The organism is Rhodococcus sp. PAE-6 (genome assembly GCF_025290685.1).
In the GTDB taxonomy this organism is placed as follows: domain Bacteria; phylum Actinomycetota; class Actinomycetes; order Mycobacteriales; family Mycobacteriaceae; genus Rhodococcus; species Rhodococcus pyridinivorans.
This window is the reverse complement of the sequence record NZ_JAOCLZ010000006.1, coordinates 1-16,290: the sequence shown is the minus strand read 5'-3', so window position 1 is coordinate 16,290 and position 16,290 is coordinate 1. Positions and strand designations below refer to the sequence as shown.

Sequence of the window (16,290 nt, the reverse complement as noted above, 5' to 3'; positions counted from 1 at the left end):
GGTCCGGGCGGGACCGGCGGCGTACGATCGAGGGCGTGACTGTGGCCCCAGAAGGACGCAAGCTGCTGCGGATCGAGACCCGAAACGCGCAGACGCCGATCGAACGCAAACCCAACTGGATCAAGACCCGGGCGAAGATGGGCCCGGAGTACACCGACCTCAAGGGCCTGGTGCGACGCGAAGGTCTGCACACGGTCTGTGAGGAAGCCGGTTGTCCCAACATCTACGAGTGCTGGGAAGACCGCGAGGCGACATTCCTCATCGGTGGCGAGCAGTGCACCCGTCGCTGCGACTTCTGCCAGATCGACACCGGTAAGCCCGCCGCGCTCGACCGCGACGAGCCGCGCCGTGTCGCCGAGTCGGTCCGCTCGATGGGTCTGCGCTACTCCACGATCACCGGCGTCGCCCGCGACGATCTGCCCGACGGCGGCGCATGGCTGTACGCCGAGACAGTGAAGCAGATCCACGCGCTCAATCCGGGCACCGGCGTCGAGAACCTCATCCCCGACTTCAACGGCAAGCCCGACCTGCTGCAGGAAGTCTTCGAGTCGCGTCCCGAGGTGCTCGCCCACAACGTCGAGACCGTGCCGCGGATCTTCAAGCGCATCCGTCCGGCCTTCCGCTACGAGCGGTCGCTCGACGTCATCCGGCAGGCCCGCGATTTCGGACTGGTCACCAAGTCCAACCTCATCCTCGGCATGGGCGAGACCCCCGAGGAGGTCACCGAAGCGCTGCACGACCTGCACGACGCCGGCTGCGACATCATCACGATCACCCAGTACCTGCGGCCCTCCCCGCTCCACCATCCGGTCGAGCGCTGGGTCAAGCCGCAGGAGTTCGTCGATCACTCCGAGACCGCCCGCGAGATCGGGTTCGCCGGTGTGATGGCCGGGCCGCTGGTGCGTTCGTCGTACCGCGCCGGTCGCCTGTACGCGCAGGCGATGGCCCACCACGGACGCGAACTTCCCGCCGACCAGGCGCATCTCGCCGAGGAGGGCACGGCGTCCCAGGAAGCCGGCGCCGTTCTCGCGCGCTTCGGCAACTGACCTCGCGCCGCTCGTCGCGGCAGGTCCTCAGGCGGCCCCGGTGGTGGTAAACGTGCCATCACCGGGGCCGTATCCTTGAGTACATGGCGAAGGGCAGCAAGACCGACAAGGAAGCGAAGGCCGCGGCGAAGGCCGCACGCAAGCAGGCGTCGAAGGAGCGTCGAACCCAGCTGTGGCAGGCGTTCCAGATCCAGCGCAAGGAGGACAAGGCACTCCTGCCGTGGATGATCGGTGCCCTCGTCGGTTCGATCGTGGTGTTCTTCCTCGTCGGCCTGATCTTCGACATCCAGTGGTTCCTGCTGCCGGTCGGCATCCTCGTCGGCGTCCTGTTGGCCTTCATCATCTTCGGGCGCCGCGTGCAGAAGAGCGTGTACTCGAAGGCCGACGGCCAGGCCGGTGCGGCCGCGTGGGCGCTCGACAACCTGCAGGGCGCATGGCGCGTGAGCCAGGCGGTCGCGGGCACCACCCAGCTCGACGCCGTGCACCGCGTCATCGGACGCCCCGGCATCATCCTCGTCGGTGAGGGCAACCCCGGTCGCGTGAAGGGCCTGATGGCCCAGGAGAAGAAGCGGGTCGCGCGTCTCGTCGGCGACACCCCGATCTACGAGTTCGTCGTCGGCAACGAGGAGGGCCAGATTCCGCTCTCCCAGCTGCAGAAGCGTCTGAACAAGCTGCCTCGCAACATCGACACCAAGCGGATGGACACCATCGAGGGTCGCCTGTCCGCGCTGAGCACGAAGAAGTCCGGGCCGGCCATGCCCAAGGGTCCGCTTCCCGCCGGTGCGAAGATGCGCAGCGTGCAGCGCACGATGCGCCGCCGCTGATCTTCCGAAGTACGCCCAAGGCCGCCTCTCGTCCCGGGGACGAAGGCGGCCTTCGGCGTATGCGGAGCAGTTTTCGGGTGATCGGCTCGAACGGACGCGTGCGCGGTCAGCGCGAACGGACGACCGCGGTGCCCGTGGCGCGATCCTGCAGGCCGCGACCGTCGATGTCGGTGACGAGCGCCGGGGCGATGAACACCAGCAGCACCTGACGTGCGAGCGCGCGCACGATGCCGACCCGCACGGGGGCGTCCACCCGCACGACCTGCAGCCCGGCGACGAACTGGCCGGGGGTGAACGAGAACAGGCTCACGCATCCCACGCCCACCACGAACCAGATGATGAGGGTGTACGACGACAGCAGCGGGCTCTCGAGCGGGTTGCCCCCGACGAGGCCGGCGGCGATCGCCATGGACATGAACCAGTCGACCGCGAGGGCGAGTACCCGGCGGACGGTGGGCACCATGGAGCCGGGGCCGTGTTCGGGGAGGCCGAGCAGTTGCCCGGGATAGTCCTGCTCCTGCTGGAGACCTTTGGGAAGCGCCGCAGCAGGCCCGGAAAGCCAACTGCCCGTCATGCGTGCCATGGCACCAGGATAAGCTCTCATGGGCGGACCAGCGTCGACCCGTGTTGGCCGCGGTGACTTATACCACCTTTTCGACCTCACAGCAGGACGAAAGCATGTGTAACACCCGCGAAACATAGGCTTGATGGACGGGCAACACCAGATCCATAACGTCTGATCCGACGCAGGCGCCCAGCACCCATGGCGCGCACCGACTGAAGGAGCACAAGCGTGGCGTTCACCACGGCCGAAGAGGTCATCAAGTACATCGCGGAAGAGAACGTCGAGTACGTCGATATCCGCTTCACGGACCTGCCCGGCATCGAACAGCACTTCTCGATCCCGGCGAAGGCGTTCAACGAGGACGTCTTCGAGGACGGCCTGGCATTCGACGGATCCTCCGTGCGGGGTTTCCAGTCCATCCACGAGTCGGACATGCTCCTGCTCCCCGATGTGACGACCGCCCGCATCGATCCCTTCCGCGCCGCCAAGACCCTGAACGTCAGCTTCTTCGTCCACGATCCGTTCACCCGTGAGTCCTACAGCCGCGACCCCCGCAACGTCGCGCGTAAGGCCGAGGAATACCTGATCAGCACCGGCATCGCCGACACCGCCTTCTTCGGTGCCGAGGCCGAGTTCTACATCTTCGACTCCGTCTCCTACGACTCGAAGATGAACGGCGCGTTCTACGAGCTCGATTCGATCTCCGGCTCGTGGAACACCGGCGCCGAGTACAACGCCGACGGCACCCCGAACCGCGGCTACAAGGTCCGCCCGAAGGGTGGCTACTTCCCCGTCGCTCCGTACGACCACTACGTCGACCTGCGCGACGAGATCTCCACCAACCTGCAGCTCGCCGGCTTCGAGCTCGAGCGCGGCCACCACGAGGTGGGCACCGGCGGCCAGGCCGAGATCAACTACAAGTTCAACACGCTGCTCTCCGCAGCCGACGACCTGCAGCTGTTCAAGTACATCGTCAAGAACACGGCGTGGAAGAACGGCAAGACCGCCACCTTCATGCCGAAGCCGCTCTTCGGCGACAACGGCTCGGGCATGCACGTGCACCAGTCGCTGTGGAAGGACGGCAAGCCGCTGTTCCACGACGAGTCCGGCTACGCGGGTCTGTCCGACCTCGCCCGCTGGTACATCGGCGGCATCCTGCACCACGCGCCGTCGCTGCTCGCCTTCACGAACCCGACGATCAACTCGTACCACCGCCTGGTGCCGGGCTACGAGGCTCCGATCAACCTCGTGTACAGCCAGCGCAACCGTTCGGCCGCCGTGCGTATCCCGATCACGGGCAACAACCCGAAGGCCAAGCGCCTCGAGTTCCGCGCTCCCGACTCCTCGGGTAACCCTTACCTGAACTTCGCGGCGCAGATGATGGCCGGCCTCGACGGCATCAAGAACAAGATCGAGCCGCTCGCTCCGGTCGACAAGGACCTCTACGAGCTCCCGCCGGAGGAGGCCAAGAACATCCCGCAGGCCCCCACGAGCCTGTCGGCCGTGATCGACAACCTCGAGCGCGACCACGAGTACCTCACCGAGGGCGGTGTCTTCACCACCGACCTCATCGAGACCTGGATTTCGCTCAAGCGCGAGCAGGAGATCGCTCCGGTCAACCTGCGTCCGCACCCCTACGAGTTCCAGCTGTACTTCGACTGCTGAGTCGACTGCCTCCACTGACCAGTATCGGAGCGCTTAACCAGACGCTTCGGTACGCAGTGGGTACGCAGTAGCCGAACCCGAGTCCACCCGTTCCGCGATGACAGCCGCAATCGCAGAGCGGGTGGACTCGTCTGCATCGGGCCAGAGATGCCCATAGACGTCGAGTGTGGTCTTGGCGCTGGCATGTCGCATTCGGGCCTGCACGGTCTTGATGTCCGCTCCTGAGGCGATGAGAAGCGACGCCAGGTAGTGCCGCAAGTCATGGAAACTGAAGTCGGAAGGCAAGTCCAGCTCACTGGCCCCCTTAAGGTCGCGCACCGCTCGCTCGATCAGCCACGGTGCCGCCGGCCCCCCGAGCCCATTCGTAACCATCTGCTCGTGCGGCCACTTCTTGACAGAAGCCGCCAGAAGTAGGGTCAGCTCGTGCGGAACCGGGATTGGAGCACTACTTCCCTGAGTCTTCAACGGCCGAGCCGGCCACTGCAGCTTCGGATAGACCACCCCCCTGGTGAAGTCGACGTCCGCGACCTTGAGTGCAGAAACCTCGGCAATGCGCAGACCCGCGAATGCACCCAGCAGGACGGCCACCCTCAGATGCTCGGGCATCGCGTCATGCAGCTGCCAAAGCTGTTCGGTCGTGATGACGTACAGCTTTGACTTGCCCATGGGCGGCGAGGTTCGTCGCGAACATGGATTTCTTCCCAGCAGACCGTCGTAAACGGCATCGCCGAGGATCTGCGACAGCCTCGAATGCAAGGCATAGACATAGGAGTCGGCGAGCCCTTGTGCTTTCAGCTTGGACGTCCAAGCCTTGACTGCCGACGGCCGGATCTCCGCAAGTTGCATCGTCCCGAACTCGGCGGTGATTTGGCTGATGTGTGTCCGCGCTTGCCTGACCGTTGATTCGCGATGCACTGAATAGCCCTCGATCCATCGATCGCACCATTCTTGGACTGTGATGCGGGCGTCTCGGGGTGCGACGTGCGTTCCTTGTGTCAGGGTTGTCGTGGCACTGTCGAGCCACTGCTGTGCATCGACCTTCCGCTCAAAGCGCTTGGTGTGTTCGGTGCTTCGCTCGTCGACATAGCGTGCCCGCCATCGCTTGCCCCTACCGTGCAGTTTGGACTCGACACGTTCAGTAACGCCGTTCGGCAGGCGTACGGTCTTCCACCACAGGTCCTCGACGCTCCCCCGCCGGTTACGTCGCGCTCTTGTCGCGCTCACTCGGGGTACCTCGCCTGGTAACGCAGCGTCAACTGACGCCAGCGCTCCCGCAGATTGGCCACATACGCATCGACATCCATCGCCCGAAGCGCCGCGTCGATCTTGCGGAGCTTTTCTGGAAGGAGGAGTACCTCAACCTCCTCAGGATGATCGCTCAGAGACATCACAGACTCGATCGAACCCAGCAGACTCGCCGTTTCCTCGCGAACCCTCTGGAGCATCTCCATGTTTCGGAGGATGTCGACGCCAACGTCGATCGCAGGAATGTTCACCCCCTCGGTGATGGTGCCCCGCTCCAGACCAAGAGCATCCGCGAGAGCTTCCGCCTCGTTTAGGCGAATTGACCGAGGCCGATCGACGTCGCGTAGCTCGATCTTCGCGATCGCCGAAGGATGCAGGTCCACACCGTAGTCCTTCAGACGTGCCGCAAGCTCAGCTTGACTCCAACCCAGTCGCTCGCGCTCGTGACGCACACGTAGCCCGAACCAATCCTCGGCGGTATACGGTCGGCCAGTTTCTCTTCCCACAATCGAAAGGTATCACCACCAACTGGAGGTTGCACACAAGATCAAACCGTGATTTTCTATTTGAGGAAGGACCAGTAACCTACATGAGGATGACTCAATGGAAGAGATCCTGCTTACCTCGCAAGTGGCCAGCATGACCCGTAACCCCGAAGCGACTTTGCGGTACTGGCGACACATCGGAAGGGGACCCGCATCATTCAAACTTGGCCGCCGAGTGGTCTACCGGCGTAGCGAAGTCGAACGTTGGATGGCCGAGCAGGAGGCTGCGACTATCCGGGGTGGCGCTGCATGAACAACGATCTGAACATCCCTGTTGACCTTTGCGAAAACCTGAAGGCAATCGAACGCGAACTTGGTCAGCTGTACCTCAAGTACGCATCTCTGACGCCTGACAATCTGGCGATCGACGACCTCGGAGAACCGATGAACGCCGCGGATGCGCGAGCCCGTGTGTGCGGCCGCCTGATCTACGCCTGCATCACCCTCAAAGACGCAGCCGAGGACGCCTGCCGACTGCGGCCGCGCTAACGCGTCGTCACACACAGCGCGATCCATCCGCACAGGCAGATGCCCGAATCGGAGAATCGACGCGGCATTACCCAACTGGCTCAGACACAGCGAACGGGCCGTACCTGGCAGTACGACCCGTTCAAGAACCAAACCGACACCAGACACCCACGCCAAGTACGGAATCCGCCCCCGCAAGCGCGACACCGAAAGGAACACGCACACGAAGATTCGGAGGTTCAGTTGCTCATTGTAGGGGCAGCGCCCGACAGCGGCGCCCCCCATCACCCTCATTCAACTGTCCCGGGCGTAGGCGGGCGCCTGGGACAGTCCCACCCTCTAATTACCCGGAGACACAATTGAATACCGCACATCACCCTGCAGGACTCACCCAGGCCCTCACCAATGCCGACCCCTGGTCCTTCGATCCGGCCATGGCCGCGCTCAAGACCTACTCCCGAATGAACCCGAAGCGTGCCTTCGAGGCATACGACTTGGAAGAACGCTTCGGCATTCATTTCGATCATCCGGCACGCTGGGGAGCGCTATTCCAAAGCGCGTACAGAGCCGGGATCATCGAGCCGGTCGGGGGCGTACCGTCTCGCCGTCCATCACGCGCTGGCGGCATCACCCGCGTCTGGATGGCAGCGCGGAAGGAGACGGCGCTATGAGCACCAAAGCGCCCTCTTCGATGCGCTACGAATGGCGTCGCCTCGTCGTGCGCGATGCCTACCTCACCGACTCGACCCGACGCGTCCTCCTTGAGCTTGAATCCTACGCCAACCCTGACGGCACCAAAGCCCACCCCGGCATCGCCCGCATCGCCGCCGCACTCCGCACCACGACGCAGGCCGGCACCGTCAACGAGAAGACCGTTCGCCGTGCCCTCGCCGAGGGGGTTAGGCGCGGCTTGATCGAATGCACCTACAAGAGTCGCGGCGGGCGTGCTGGTGATGACGCCGATGAGTACCGGCTCGCCTTGCCCGCACAGGAAGCAGGCTCCGATGACGGCGTTGAGGCGGAAGACGCGGACCCGTTCGATTCCGGAAAGCATGAGTCGGCAACACATAGCCACCACGCCCCCCGGAACGCCGAAACGGTGGACACCCAGATGTCCGGCGTTCTCCCCGAAACGGTGGACATTCAGATGTCCACTGATCAGACGACAGCAGCGGACATTCCGAGTACGAACGGTGGACATCTCACCCCGAACGGTGGGCACCCAGATGCCCACGCGCCAGAGCCTTTAGACCAGATCTCTTACCAAGAGGGGGCACCTGAGGTGACCAACTCACTTGTCGAACCGGTCCACTCCGACAACGCTCCCACCCAGCCTCCGCCGCCTTCGGCGGACGACTGGCCTCCGATGCCTGCGGCGGAGCATGGGCTCTCGCGGTACTGCGAGAAGCACCCGGGCGGCACGCCCAATTCCTGCCCGGCGTGCGGTGCGGCCCGCCGGGCGGTAGAAGAGGCCGAGGCCGCGATCAAGCGAGCCGAGAAGCAGCGGATCACTGCAGACGAGGAGGCTCGTCGGGAGGCTGCGTGGCGCGCTGTGGAGGCGTGCTCGATGTGTGACGAAGACGGCTATCGGAACCGCCGGATCTGCAATCACAGGCCGGAGCAGGATCGGGTCAACGCTGAAGGGAAAGCCAAGGTGCTAGCCGCGATTGCGGCTGCGCGCCGGAAGCGGGAGGAGGAGGGGCAGCGAATCCGAGTCGACACCGCTGGCAGACCTATTCGAGGCGCTGCCAAATCTGGTCCACGTCAGTCGGTCCGGGGCTTTCGGTCCGGGGACGAGGCCGGGCAAGCGGTGTCACGTGCGGAACTCGAGCGTCCCAAGCTTGCGCCGCTGTCTACGAGACACGCTCCTGATGGCGAGGTAGAGGCCGACAGGGTCCTCCAGGCATCGGTGGCCTGACAGTACCTAACCGCGGTGGTCGGCATGGTTGCGAGTCCTACCGCGACTGTGCCGGCCACCCAAGACACTCGGCTCCCGTCACCAAGCCCAGACTCCAAGATCCGCAAGGACCCTCATGAACAGAACTCCCACGATCCCGCTCGTCGTCAGTATCGCCGGTACAACCGCGATCTGTGTGGCCGCCTTCTGGTTGTCCTACGAAGCCCTCACCGACCTCGCCGATCGGTCGGGCGTCACCACCCCGTGGCTGTGGCCGCTCATCGTCGACGGGCTCATCGTTGTCGCAACCGTCGCCGTCGTCGCACGAGCAGGCCGATACGCCTGGGGCCTGCTGATCGCAGGCGTCACGGTCTCCGTCGCCGGCAACGTCCTTCATGCGGCGCTGCCCGATGGTGTGCTGCCCGTGTGGTTGCGCGCCACTGTCGCAGCCGTTCCGCCGGTCGCTCTCGTCGCGGTCACCCACCTCGCTGTCGTGCTGCGACAGGCACACACGAACCTCCACCGCGACGCTGTCGCAGACGCGACAACTAGGTCGACCGAACCCCGTAGCTACGCAGAACCCCCGCAGGTCAGCGCACGCGACATTGCGCGTTGCGACGCCATGGTAAGTCCTGAGACTGATGATGTGACGGCCTTTGCAGAGTCGTCCGAAGAAGAGATGTCCCCGCCGCATCTGCACCTGCTCGACGCTCCGGTCGCAACGGACAGGACGGCAGATAACGACGCACGTGACAACCGCGCGAAGGCTCTCGCAATGCTCAGTCAGGGGATGCCGGTCTGCGACATCGCTGACGAACTCGGAGTGCATCGCGCGACGATCTACCGGTGGCGCGCATCGGTGAGCTGACCCCGCGGATTGCGTGGTCAAGATGAAGTCGTGGGCAATGAACGGCGACCCACGCAAGCCGGAGGTCGCCGCGGTGCAGGCATTCTTCGCGATCCGCATTCGGGAGGACGGGGACCCGCGAGCCTCTCCGATCGTCCATCTGCGTTGCGTTGAGCCGGCGTTCTGGGTATCTACCGTCCACGCTCGGACGCGGCAAAGCCCCCGCCAGCCCGGTGAGGGGCTGACGGGGGCTGCGTGGGTCGTTTCGGCGCTCAGTCGTCCAGACTGCTGGGGCTAACGTATGTGAGGCTGTCGATGCGGTGGTAGGACTGCCACTCCCTGGGCTTCTCGCCGGAGCGCATTCCGGGGAACGATTCGCCGAGGGTGAGCACTCCTGCTTCGACGGCGACGATCTTGCCGTGGGTGTACCGGCTGCCTTCCAGGCCGTTGTGGATGGAGACGCGGCGGCCGATGTTCTCGGTGAGCACGCGGGTGAACACGTCGGCGGGAGTCTGCGGCGCGGCGGTGTCGGTCATGGTGTTCCTATTTCGGTGAAGCGGATGCGGATGTTGGCGGGGTTCTCGCCGTTGGCGATGGCGGCTTCGGCTGCGTCCGTGGCGGCGCGGACGGCGGCCGCGAGCTTGCGGGCGTCGTCGATCGTGTAGTCGCGGTAGCTGCCGTTGTCGAGGCTGAAACGGACGCGGGGCCCGTCCTCGGTGTCGACGAGCTGCAGTGCGCCGAGGCCCTTGGTGTGCTCGAACAGCTGCGGTTCGCGGGAGTCGTCCATGATCAGAGGGCGTGGATGGTGATCGGGGCGTCCTCGGTCAGCGGAACGATTCTGGTGATGTGGGCGGTCGGCACGAACCACGTCTCGCCGTCGGCGACGAGGGTGACGAGTGCGTTGTCGCCGCGCCAGTACTGGACGGGCACGCCCCTGGACTTGCTGGCGTCGGTGGTGGTGATTTCCAGGCGCAGCTTGTGTTCGATCGCGACGTCGAGCAGGCCTCCGATGGTGTAGGCGTACTCGGTGAGGTCGAGGGTCTCGGGGCTGTCGGTCACGGTGTTCTCCTGTTCGTAGCGGGCGACGGCCGCCCAGTAGTCCCGGCCCGGGCTGGGTCGGGTGTGTCGTCAATCGGGGACGGTACAGCGACTGTCCGACGTGTCCGGATTGCGTTGATGAGCCAACCGGTCCGACCTTGCCACTTATGAACGGACGGGCATCGGGACTCCGCGGATGTCGTCGGCTACTCTCTGGGAATCTGCCTGGACTACTGTGAGACCGAGCGCGCACGTCACGCCGGTCTGTCATACCTCTGAACTAGCTTCGCACCATGCGCCGCGCCTACCTCGAAGCCAGTGTTCCCCTCCAACAAGCAGTCCGGACCGCAGTCGAATGGGCAGGCAGTCCGGGCTCAATCCATGTGCCAGACACAGCAAGCGTCAACGACAACCTTTGGCTGACGAAACTTGGAATCCCGATCACCTCCCCATCGGCCAGGTCTCGCTTCCAAGGGCGGCCCCGGGGTATCGTGATTGGCTTCTGCCTCAACCCGTCCGAGACCCTCGGACTCGAACAGTCCGGCGACGTCCAGGGCATTGTGGCAGTCGGCGCCTACGGGCCGCTCTCACATAGTCAGAGCGTGGCCAGCTTCTCTCCCTGGATCACCGCATTCGACGTCGAACATCTCGGTGGCAATCAGATTGACCCGACGCCCGAAGCCTCCGCACCGATCAAAGCCGCCGTAGAAGGGTTGACATTTATCGCGGTCGAGAACCAGGGGCTTCTCGACCGTAGAGAGCGCTCCGCGGCCGTACAAGCGCTCACCTACCTGCGGGACCGCGGCATCCGATTGGAGCCCGATGCGCTGATGGTAGAAGCGCTCCGCAACAAGTGGGGAGGTAACGGCCCTGAGGAACTGCGGGGGATCGCACTGGACCTCAATGCCGGCAAGCAGCTCCGCTACCAGAAGCGGCTCAGCGACGATGCGATCGAGGCGTGGCTTCGGTCAGGTAAAGCGTGATGCGGACACACGGATCACAAGCGATCGATGTCACCATGGAGCGTTAGCGAGGGGCAATTTCGGGGCGCCGAATGGTGGACACTCAGATGTCCACCGTTCGCGTAGGAACACCGGACATTCAGGTGTCCACCATTTATGAATGAACACCGGACATTCTGAGTGCGAACGGTGGACATTTTGCGTCGAACACTGGACATCTGGATGTCCACCCACCAGTTCCTTTACACCAGATCATTACCAGAGGGGGGTTACGCAAGGTGACCACCTCACTTGCCGGACACCTCGACTCCCTCCACCTTCCCGATCGAAATCCATCGAAAATCCGCCGTCTGCGGCTGACGCCGCGCCGACTCCGCTCATCGGTACTGCTACCGGTGCCGTCGTGGAATCAAAGTGGGAGGCGTGCGGCAACCCAATGACGGCACAGCAATCTGCCGCTCAAGCCCACGCCCTCCGAAGCACACCGGCACGCTGTGGTCGCTTCCAGATCCTTGTCCTCCCCATTGCATGAGCCGACGCGCTTCGACGCTCTCCGGGGCAACCAGGGGGCATTTCGAGGGCCTGCCGTCCCGGTGCAGGCCTAACGGAATCTCCTCCCCCGCTCCGCGATCGAACGCGGCGGATCGCCGGGGCCGCTCTGCGGCGATGCAACGACGCGTCCCGCAGCGCCGGCCACGTCGACAGGATCACTGGGTTTGACTGCCCTCATGACCTAAGCCACACGCCCGCGTGCGACCTTGACACGTACGCAAAACGCCAGGCAAGGTGATCTTGCGCCAGTAGTGTGTCTCCAGCCAGACGAAGAGACATCGGCGCACAGCGAACTCCGAGCCCGACTCCATTACCGAGTCGGGCTCTTCTCATATCCCCACCCGCAGCCCCGGACATCATGTCTGGGCTTTCTCATTTTCAGGAGCCTTCAGATGGTCACAGCCACCGAACGCCGCCTCGCCGCACAGATCGCCGCCCACGAATCCTGGGCCCGCACCCCCGACCGCCGCGCACGCACCGCAGCAGCCACGCAAGCCTCCGCCGCCGCAGCCCGTGAACGCGCCCTCATTCGCTACGAAGCCCAGATCGATCCCCACAACGAACTCGACCCCACCGAGCGGCGTCGGCGCGCCGAGAGCGTCCGGCAGGCAGCTTCCGCCCGCGCCACGCTCAAGGCGACCCGGGCACATCGTCTCGCAATCGAAGCTGCACAGCTCGCTGCCGAAGCCACAGCCGAAACAGCCGCACTCGGAATCTGAGCGCCTCAAACCCCCTCCTGCGCCAATCACTACCCCCGAGGCGCAAACTCTTGCCCTGCTCCGACCGTGAAGGCAGAAACAGCCTCCCGGATCCGACACCGGAGCCACCATGACACAAATCAACACCTGCAGCCGCTGTCGCGCCCGATGGACCGCTCGCGAGGCCTGCCACTGCGACGGCTGCCACCACACTTTCTCCTCCATTACCGCCTTCGACGCCCACCGGCGCGCAGGCACCTGCCGCACACCCCAAGAAGCCGGACTCGTCCTCCTCGACCGCGCCTACCCGTGCTACGGCAGACCCGTCCGGGAAACCACCGAACCCTGGTTCGACACCCTCGACGAACTCGCCGCCGCCATCCCTCAGGACTGAGTCCCCATAACGGCCACAGCGAAAGACCAGAGACACCGAGGTCGACCGGTCGACTCCTGCGCCCGCGCACGCACGCGCGCGCGGGGGCCGCCGTGCCTTATCCCTCTTCGCGGCGAACCCGTCGCGTCACCCTGAAAGGAGCCCACAATGGGTTACTCCAAGTACGACGAAGAGCATCTCAACCAGGTTCGCGCCGAGGATGCGCAACGGATCAAGACGGCCGACGAGCAGTCGAGGTCGGCAACTCTTGCCCTGCACGAGGCGCGTGCACGCTCGGCCCGTGAGCAGGAAGCTCAGCGGCTGGCTGAGCAGGCCGACGTCGATTCGTCGATCGAGGCGATCATCGAGGAGAAGCGCCGGCGAGCGACGGAACCGCAGAATGAGATCGATCAGCTTCGGTTGGCTCGAGCAGCCCGGCCTGCACCCGAGGATCGCCGCGATGTGGCTGCTGATGCGACTGTCGCAGCGCGGAACGCGGAGGCGCAGCGGATGGATGCTGAGTTTGCTCGGCGGACGGGCGTGCCCTCGATCCTGGATCGGATGGCGGTGAGCGTGGATGCGTATCGCGTTGAGCAGGCTCGTCGTGAGGAGCGTGCCCGGTTCCTGCGGGGTGATCGGCGAGCATAGAACGTCGGGTCGTTCGGCGGCTGCCAAAGCGGCCATCCGGGTGTCTTTCGGCAGTTCTGGCCGGGCTGCCCATGCTGTCCCCGCTGCGGTAATCAGTGGGGCTGAACTTCGCGGAACGTCCCGTCCGGTTCGCGCAGGTGCACCGTGCTGCGCCTCTGGGTCCCGCTCTCAAGGGAGTGCGTCATCCGCAGGGAGCGGGCGAGCGCTGTGGTCTTGGTCGTGCCGTGGAAGCGGGCGATCTCGGACATGCGGAGTCTGTCCTCGTTGGGCAAGTTCACAGTGACTTTCGAAGTGTTCTTCGTGCCGCCTCGCGGAGGTCGTGTCGAGGCCCTTCTATGGGGATCTGCTTGTTCTGCCAAAGACCGTAACCGGCGCGACGTCTCCCCGGTGGGGCGTCGTGTCTGACGCGGCGCTGACCAAGCACTCAGTGCGGACGCCGGGCCGATCCGGTCTCCTGTACCCGCGTGGTCTGCCATCGCGGCATGTATTCCTCTTCCCACTTCGACACGAAAGGTAGAGCCATGTCACCGAAACGAAAACCCCTGCCCGATCAGATTCTCACCACCGACGACGACGGCATTCCGAATGGTGTGCTCGACTTCGACACCGTCAATCGTGCGGCGACGCGGTTGGCTTTTGAGCTCGCAGCCGTCTGTGACGATGAGGCCGCGATGGATCGGGTCACGCGCCAGTACGTCGACACACTCGGAGGTGTCACGTATCGGTATGCGGCTGCGCTCGCGTTGAAGGGTTTGGTGGTGATGGTCCTCCGCGATGCTGTGGAGGTTGTGGAGCATGTTGCGCCACAACTGGGGCTGCGTCGGCATCTGCGTGATGGAGCGATTCGGGCTCGTGAGAACTTCCCGATCGGCCTGGAGGCAGAGGGCTGCGGCTGATTGGCACCCCGCCGCCAGGGGAGCGCCGATCGAGCGGCTGGATAGACTGGTCTGCAGAGAGAGGTCGCGTTGTGGATCGTGTTCGGTCTCTTCGCAATCAGGTGGATCGAGGAGTTGCTGTGAGCAAGGCGCACCAGTCGATGTTGGATGCGGACGGTGCTCTCGCGGGGGTGTCGACTGCGGCTGAGCGGACCCGAAGTGCCCTTGATGCGAAGGCTGCGGCGGTCGACGTGCAGAGTGCCGCAATTCGTGCTGCTCACGATGGGGGTGCCACTGTCGCGCAATTGGTCGCGGCTTCGGGTCTGACCCGGAGCGCGGTGCATAAGATCCTGGCTGCGGGGGACGATGCCGACCGACAGGAGCGGGTGCGACAGCTGCTGCTGGAAGTCGAGGCAGCGGCGGAGCGGTGCCGCGAGGCTCGTGATCTGGCCGCCGATGTGGCTGCGGAGCGGCGCAGTTCGATTGTTTCGGCGGTTGAGGCGGGGGTGCGAGTGGCCGATGTGCAGCGTGCTGCCGGCCTGAGTCGAGCTCGGGTGGATGCGATTTTGCAGGAGCGAGATACGTAGCAGGAGAGACTCTTTAGATGAGGACCCCTGTATGGACCTGCTTCCGCTCCAGGAATTACATGGTTGTTGACATTTGTTGACTAGGGTGTAATTTAGTGGGTAGCCAAGCACCTTCTGCTGATGGCTTCCCACATCCCATCCTCTTCTGGAGCAATGATGACTTCTGCTTTCTCCACCCCTGCCCCAGCTGTTGAGCTGGCCAACCCTTCCATCCCCTCCACCATGGGAGTGCCCATCTCAGTGGAGCACAGCAACATTGAGGAGCCCCTGGTGACCCTGCTTGCACAGCTCCCTGAGGGCCTTGCAGACCTCACCCCCCATGCAGCACTGGAACTGGCACAGCAGCTCATTGCAGCAGCTCTGGGAGGCTCCCCTGTCAACACCTTTGAAGCTGTGAACTCCAGGATCCTGAGCTTGGAGTATGAGGAAGGGGAATCCTTGGATGTGGTCTACCAGCCCTTGGACAGTCAGACCATCACAGTCTGCTCTGATTTGGAGGAAGGGCCTATTCAGACCCTGGATGGACTGAACCCCTACCAGGCCAGGGTATTGGCCTTGATGCTGTTGCAGGCTTCCCTGGCATCCTGAGTCTCAGAGAATGCCCCTGCCTCTAGGGCAGGGGCATTCTGCTGCATTGAGTCACATGGCAGTCTTCTTGGTGCCTAGGGTTTTAGGGGGCTCTGGGCTCTGGGCTCTGGGCTCTGGAGAGCACCACCAGGCTGAGCAACATGACATTTATCCCTAGCTGCCACCCCCAACCTTCATCACACAGACTGAGAGCACCCCAAGGGTGCCTTGCTCAAGAGCTTGTTACCACAAGCTATTGGCCGGCAGGAAAGGTCTGCTATGACCAGAAGCCATGATGGAAGTTGAGGCCACCCACATCACGGTCGGGGACACCTATCCCCGACTGGTGTGCGAGCTGTATCCGGGGGTGTTCGTCGTCGACGGCTACACCGGCTGCTATTCGGTGCTGCGCTTCGCCGATCGGGTCGAGCCGCTGTCGCACGACGGGGACCGGGTGTTCCCGATCAAAGAGCGGTCCGCCGAGGACGCGGCGCAGATGTACGAGGGCTTGATGCATACCTACGCCGAGCGCCGTGAGTTGGCGATGATCTCCGACCCGGAGTACGCCGAGACGCTGGTGTGGCCGCCGAAGGGTTGGAAATCCCGCGTCGGCAAACGTTAGAAGTTGCAGGTCGAAGGCCCGCACCCCATCGCCGGGGTTGCGGGCCTTTCGCATGTTTGAGGGTGTGTAGCTCAGTGGCAGAGCGCCGGTTTCATCCACCGGGCGTCGCAGGTTCGAGTCCTGCCGTCCCCACCGTCACCGCCGGTTTCTGACCGGTAGGTGATTCACCCGTACCTGGCGTACGGGCTCGGGCCTTAACCCCTGACCTTGGACACGGTGTCATTTCGGTTATGCCGCTTCCGCGAGGGTAGCGGAGGCAGCGGCTT

The 16,290-nt window shown here is 64.1% G+C and carries 23 protein-coding genes and 1 tRNA gene; 17 read left to right on the top strand and 7 right to left on the bottom strand.

From position 1 onward, the window contains the following. The first annotated feature begins 35 nt into the window (after positions 1-35). Positions 36-1,046, top strand: coding sequence for a lipoyl synthase (gene lipA / locus NVV99_RS13750; RefSeq protein WP_024101310.1), 1,011 nt, complete (start codon positions 36-38; stop codon positions 1,044-1,046). Positions 1,047-1,129: 83 nt separating this feature from the next. Next, complete coding sequence (locus NVV99_RS13745) at positions 1,130-1,870, top strand: DUF4191 domain-containing protein (protein WP_024101311.1); 741 nt, start codon at positions 1,130-1,132, stop codon at positions 1,868-1,870. Positions 1,871-1,976: 106 nt separating this feature from the next. On the opposite strand, the gene NVV99_RS13740 is transcribed toward NVV99_RS13745, so the two are convergent. After that, positions 1,977-2,453 (bottom strand): RDD family protein, encoded by a 477-nt coding sequence (locus tag NVV99_RS13740; RefSeq protein ID WP_016694972.1) that lies wholly within the window; start codon positions 2,451-2,453, stop codon positions 1,977-1,979. 210 nt (positions 2,454-2,663) lie between these two features. Between NVV99_RS13740 and glnA the strand changes: the two genes are divergently transcribed. Next, complete coding sequence (glnA, locus tag NVV99_RS13735) at positions 2,664-4,100, top strand: type I glutamate--ammonia ligase (protein WP_006554411.1); 1,437 nt, start codon at positions 2,664-2,666, stop codon at positions 4,098-4,100. 33 nt (positions 4,101-4,133) lie between these two features. Here glnA and NVV99_RS13730 read toward each other — a convergent pair whose 3' ends face one another. Both NVV99_RS13730 and NVV99_RS13725 read right to left on the bottom strand, forming a co-directional pair. Then, entirely contained in the window at positions 4,134-5,324 is a 1,191-nt protein-coding gene (locus NVV99_RS13730) for a site-specific integrase (protein ID WP_260782918.1), read from the bottom strand. After that, positions 5,321-5,851: a multiprotein-bridging factor 1 family protein gene (locus tag NVV99_RS13725; RefSeq protein WP_369011263.1), complete on the bottom strand. Its 531-nt coding sequence runs from the start codon at positions 5,849-5,851 to the stop codon at positions 5,321-5,323. The genes NVV99_RS13730 and NVV99_RS13725 overlap by 4 nt, the downstream gene beginning before the upstream one ends. Before the next feature lie 97 nt (positions 5,852-5,948). On the opposite strand from NVV99_RS13725, the gene NVV99_RS13720 reads away from it, so the two are divergent. The 5 genes from NVV99_RS13720 (at position 5,949) to NVV99_RS13700 (ending at position 9,123) form a co-directional block, all read left to right on the top strand. Then, the gene (locus tag NVV99_RS13720; RefSeq protein ID WP_260782917.1) at positions 5,949-6,143 is read left to right on the top strand and encodes an AlpA family transcriptional regulator; all 195 of its coding nucleotides are present in this window, start codon (positions 5,949-5,951) and stop codon (positions 6,141-6,143) included. Further along, positions 6,140-6,379: a hypothetical protein gene (locus NVV99_RS13715; protein ID WP_260782916.1), complete on the top strand. Its 240-nt coding sequence runs from the start codon at positions 6,140-6,142 to the stop codon at positions 6,377-6,379. Before NVV99_RS13720 ends, NVV99_RS13715 begins: the two co-directional genes overlap by 4 nt. A gap of 338 nt (positions 6,380-6,717) precedes the next feature. After that, a complete protein-coding gene (locus NVV99_RS13710) occupies positions 6,718-7,029 on the top strand; it encodes a hypothetical protein (RefSeq protein ID WP_260782915.1) in 312 nt (103 codons plus the stop codon). Continuing rightward, positions 7,026-8,276, top strand: coding sequence for a helix-turn-helix domain-containing protein (locus NVV99_RS13705; protein ID WP_260782914.1), 1,251 nt, complete (start codon positions 7,026-7,028; stop codon positions 8,274-8,276). Before NVV99_RS13710 ends, NVV99_RS13705 begins: the two co-directional genes overlap by 4 nt. Before the next feature lie 115 nt (positions 8,277-8,391). After that, positions 8,392-9,123 carry a helix-turn-helix domain-containing protein gene (locus NVV99_RS13700; RefSeq protein ID WP_260782913.1) on the top strand — a complete coding sequence of 244 codons (732 nt, stop codon included), beginning with the start codon at positions 8,392-8,394 and terminating at the stop codon, positions 9,121-9,123. Positions 9,124-9,374: 251 nt separating this feature from the next. Here the strand turns inward: NVV99_RS13700 and NVV99_RS13695 are convergent, their stop codons facing one another. Genes NVV99_RS13695 through NVV99_RS13685 form a run of 3 tightly spaced genes read right to left on the bottom strand, consistent with a single transcriptional unit; the run spans position 9,375 to position 10,161 of the window. Next, positions 9,375-9,638, bottom strand: coding sequence for a hypothetical protein (locus NVV99_RS13695; protein ID WP_260782912.1), 264 nt, complete (start codon positions 9,636-9,638; stop codon positions 9,375-9,377). After that, a complete protein-coding gene (locus NVV99_RS13690; RefSeq protein WP_260782911.1) occupies positions 9,635-9,889 on the bottom strand; it encodes a hypothetical protein in 255 nt (84 codons plus the stop codon). Before NVV99_RS13690 ends, NVV99_RS13695 begins: the two co-directional genes overlap by 4 nt. 2 nt (positions 9,890-9,891) lie before the next feature. Then, positions 9,892-10,161 carry a hypothetical protein gene (locus NVV99_RS13685; RefSeq protein WP_260782910.1) on the bottom strand — a complete coding sequence of 90 codons (270 nt, stop codon included), beginning with the start codon at positions 10,159-10,161 and terminating at the stop codon, positions 9,892-9,894. A gap of 272 nt (positions 10,162-10,433) precedes the next feature. On the opposite strand from NVV99_RS13685, the gene NVV99_RS13680 reads away from it, so the two are divergent. The 4 genes from NVV99_RS13680 to NVV99_RS13665 all read left to right on the top strand — a co-directional run bounded on the left by NVV99_RS13680 (position 10,434) and on the right by NVV99_RS13665 (position 13,373). After that, positions 10,434-11,123 carry a hypothetical protein gene (locus NVV99_RS13680; RefSeq protein ID WP_260782909.1) on the top strand — a complete coding sequence of 230 codons (690 nt, stop codon included), beginning with the start codon at positions 10,434-10,436 and terminating at the stop codon, positions 11,121-11,123. Positions 11,124-12,046: 923 nt separating this feature from the next. Continuing rightward, the gene (locus NVV99_RS13675; RefSeq protein WP_260782908.1) at positions 12,047-12,373 is read left to right on the top strand and encodes a hypothetical protein; all 327 of its coding nucleotides are present in this window, start codon (positions 12,047-12,049) and stop codon (positions 12,371-12,373) included. A gap of 109 nt (positions 12,374-12,482) precedes the next feature. Continuing rightward, positions 12,483-12,746: a hypothetical protein gene (locus NVV99_RS13670; RefSeq protein WP_260782907.1), complete on the top strand. Its 264-nt coding sequence runs from the start codon at positions 12,483-12,485 to the stop codon at positions 12,744-12,746. A 147-nt stretch (positions 12,747-12,893) separates the two neighbouring features. Continuing rightward, the gene (locus NVV99_RS13665; protein ID WP_260782906.1) at positions 12,894-13,373 is read left to right on the top strand and encodes a hypothetical protein; all 480 of its coding nucleotides are present in this window, start codon (positions 12,894-12,896) and stop codon (positions 13,371-13,373) included. Positions 13,374-13,465: 92 nt separating this feature from the next. Here the strand turns inward: NVV99_RS13665 and NVV99_RS13660 are convergent, their stop codons facing one another. Then, positions 13,466-13,621, bottom strand: coding sequence for a hypothetical protein (locus NVV99_RS13660; protein WP_260782905.1), 156 nt, complete (start codon positions 13,619-13,621; stop codon positions 13,466-13,468). A 273-nt stretch (positions 13,622-13,894) separates the two neighbouring features. On the opposite strand from NVV99_RS13660, the gene NVV99_RS13655 reads away from it, so the two are divergent. The 5 genes from NVV99_RS13655 (at position 13,895) to NVV99_RS13635 (ending at position 16,156) form a co-directional block, all read left to right on the top strand. Next, on the top strand, positions 13,895-14,269 hold the full coding sequence (locus tag NVV99_RS13655; protein ID WP_260782904.1) for a hypothetical protein: 375 nt from the start codon (positions 13,895-13,897) through the stop codon (positions 14,267-14,269). Between the two features lie 119 nt (positions 14,270-14,388). Beyond that, on the top strand, positions 14,389-14,835 hold the full coding sequence (locus NVV99_RS13650) for a hypothetical protein (protein WP_260782903.1): 447 nt from the start codon (positions 14,389-14,391) through the stop codon (positions 14,833-14,835). A 120-nt stretch (positions 14,836-14,955) separates the two neighbouring features. Further along, positions 14,956-15,423: a hypothetical protein gene (locus NVV99_RS13645; RefSeq protein WP_260782902.1), complete on the top strand. Its 468-nt coding sequence runs from the start codon at positions 14,956-14,958 to the stop codon at positions 15,421-15,423. A 271-nt stretch (positions 15,424-15,694) separates the two neighbouring features. Beyond that, positions 15,695-16,024, top strand: a complete 330-nt coding sequence (locus NVV99_RS13640) for a hypothetical protein (protein WP_260782901.1) — start codon at positions 15,695-15,697, stop codon at positions 16,022-16,024. 60 nt (positions 16,025-16,084) lie between these two features. After that, a tRNA-Met gene (locus NVV99_RS13635) sits at positions 16,085-16,156 on the top strand. The last annotated feature ends 134 nt before the right edge of the window (positions 16,157-16,290 follow it).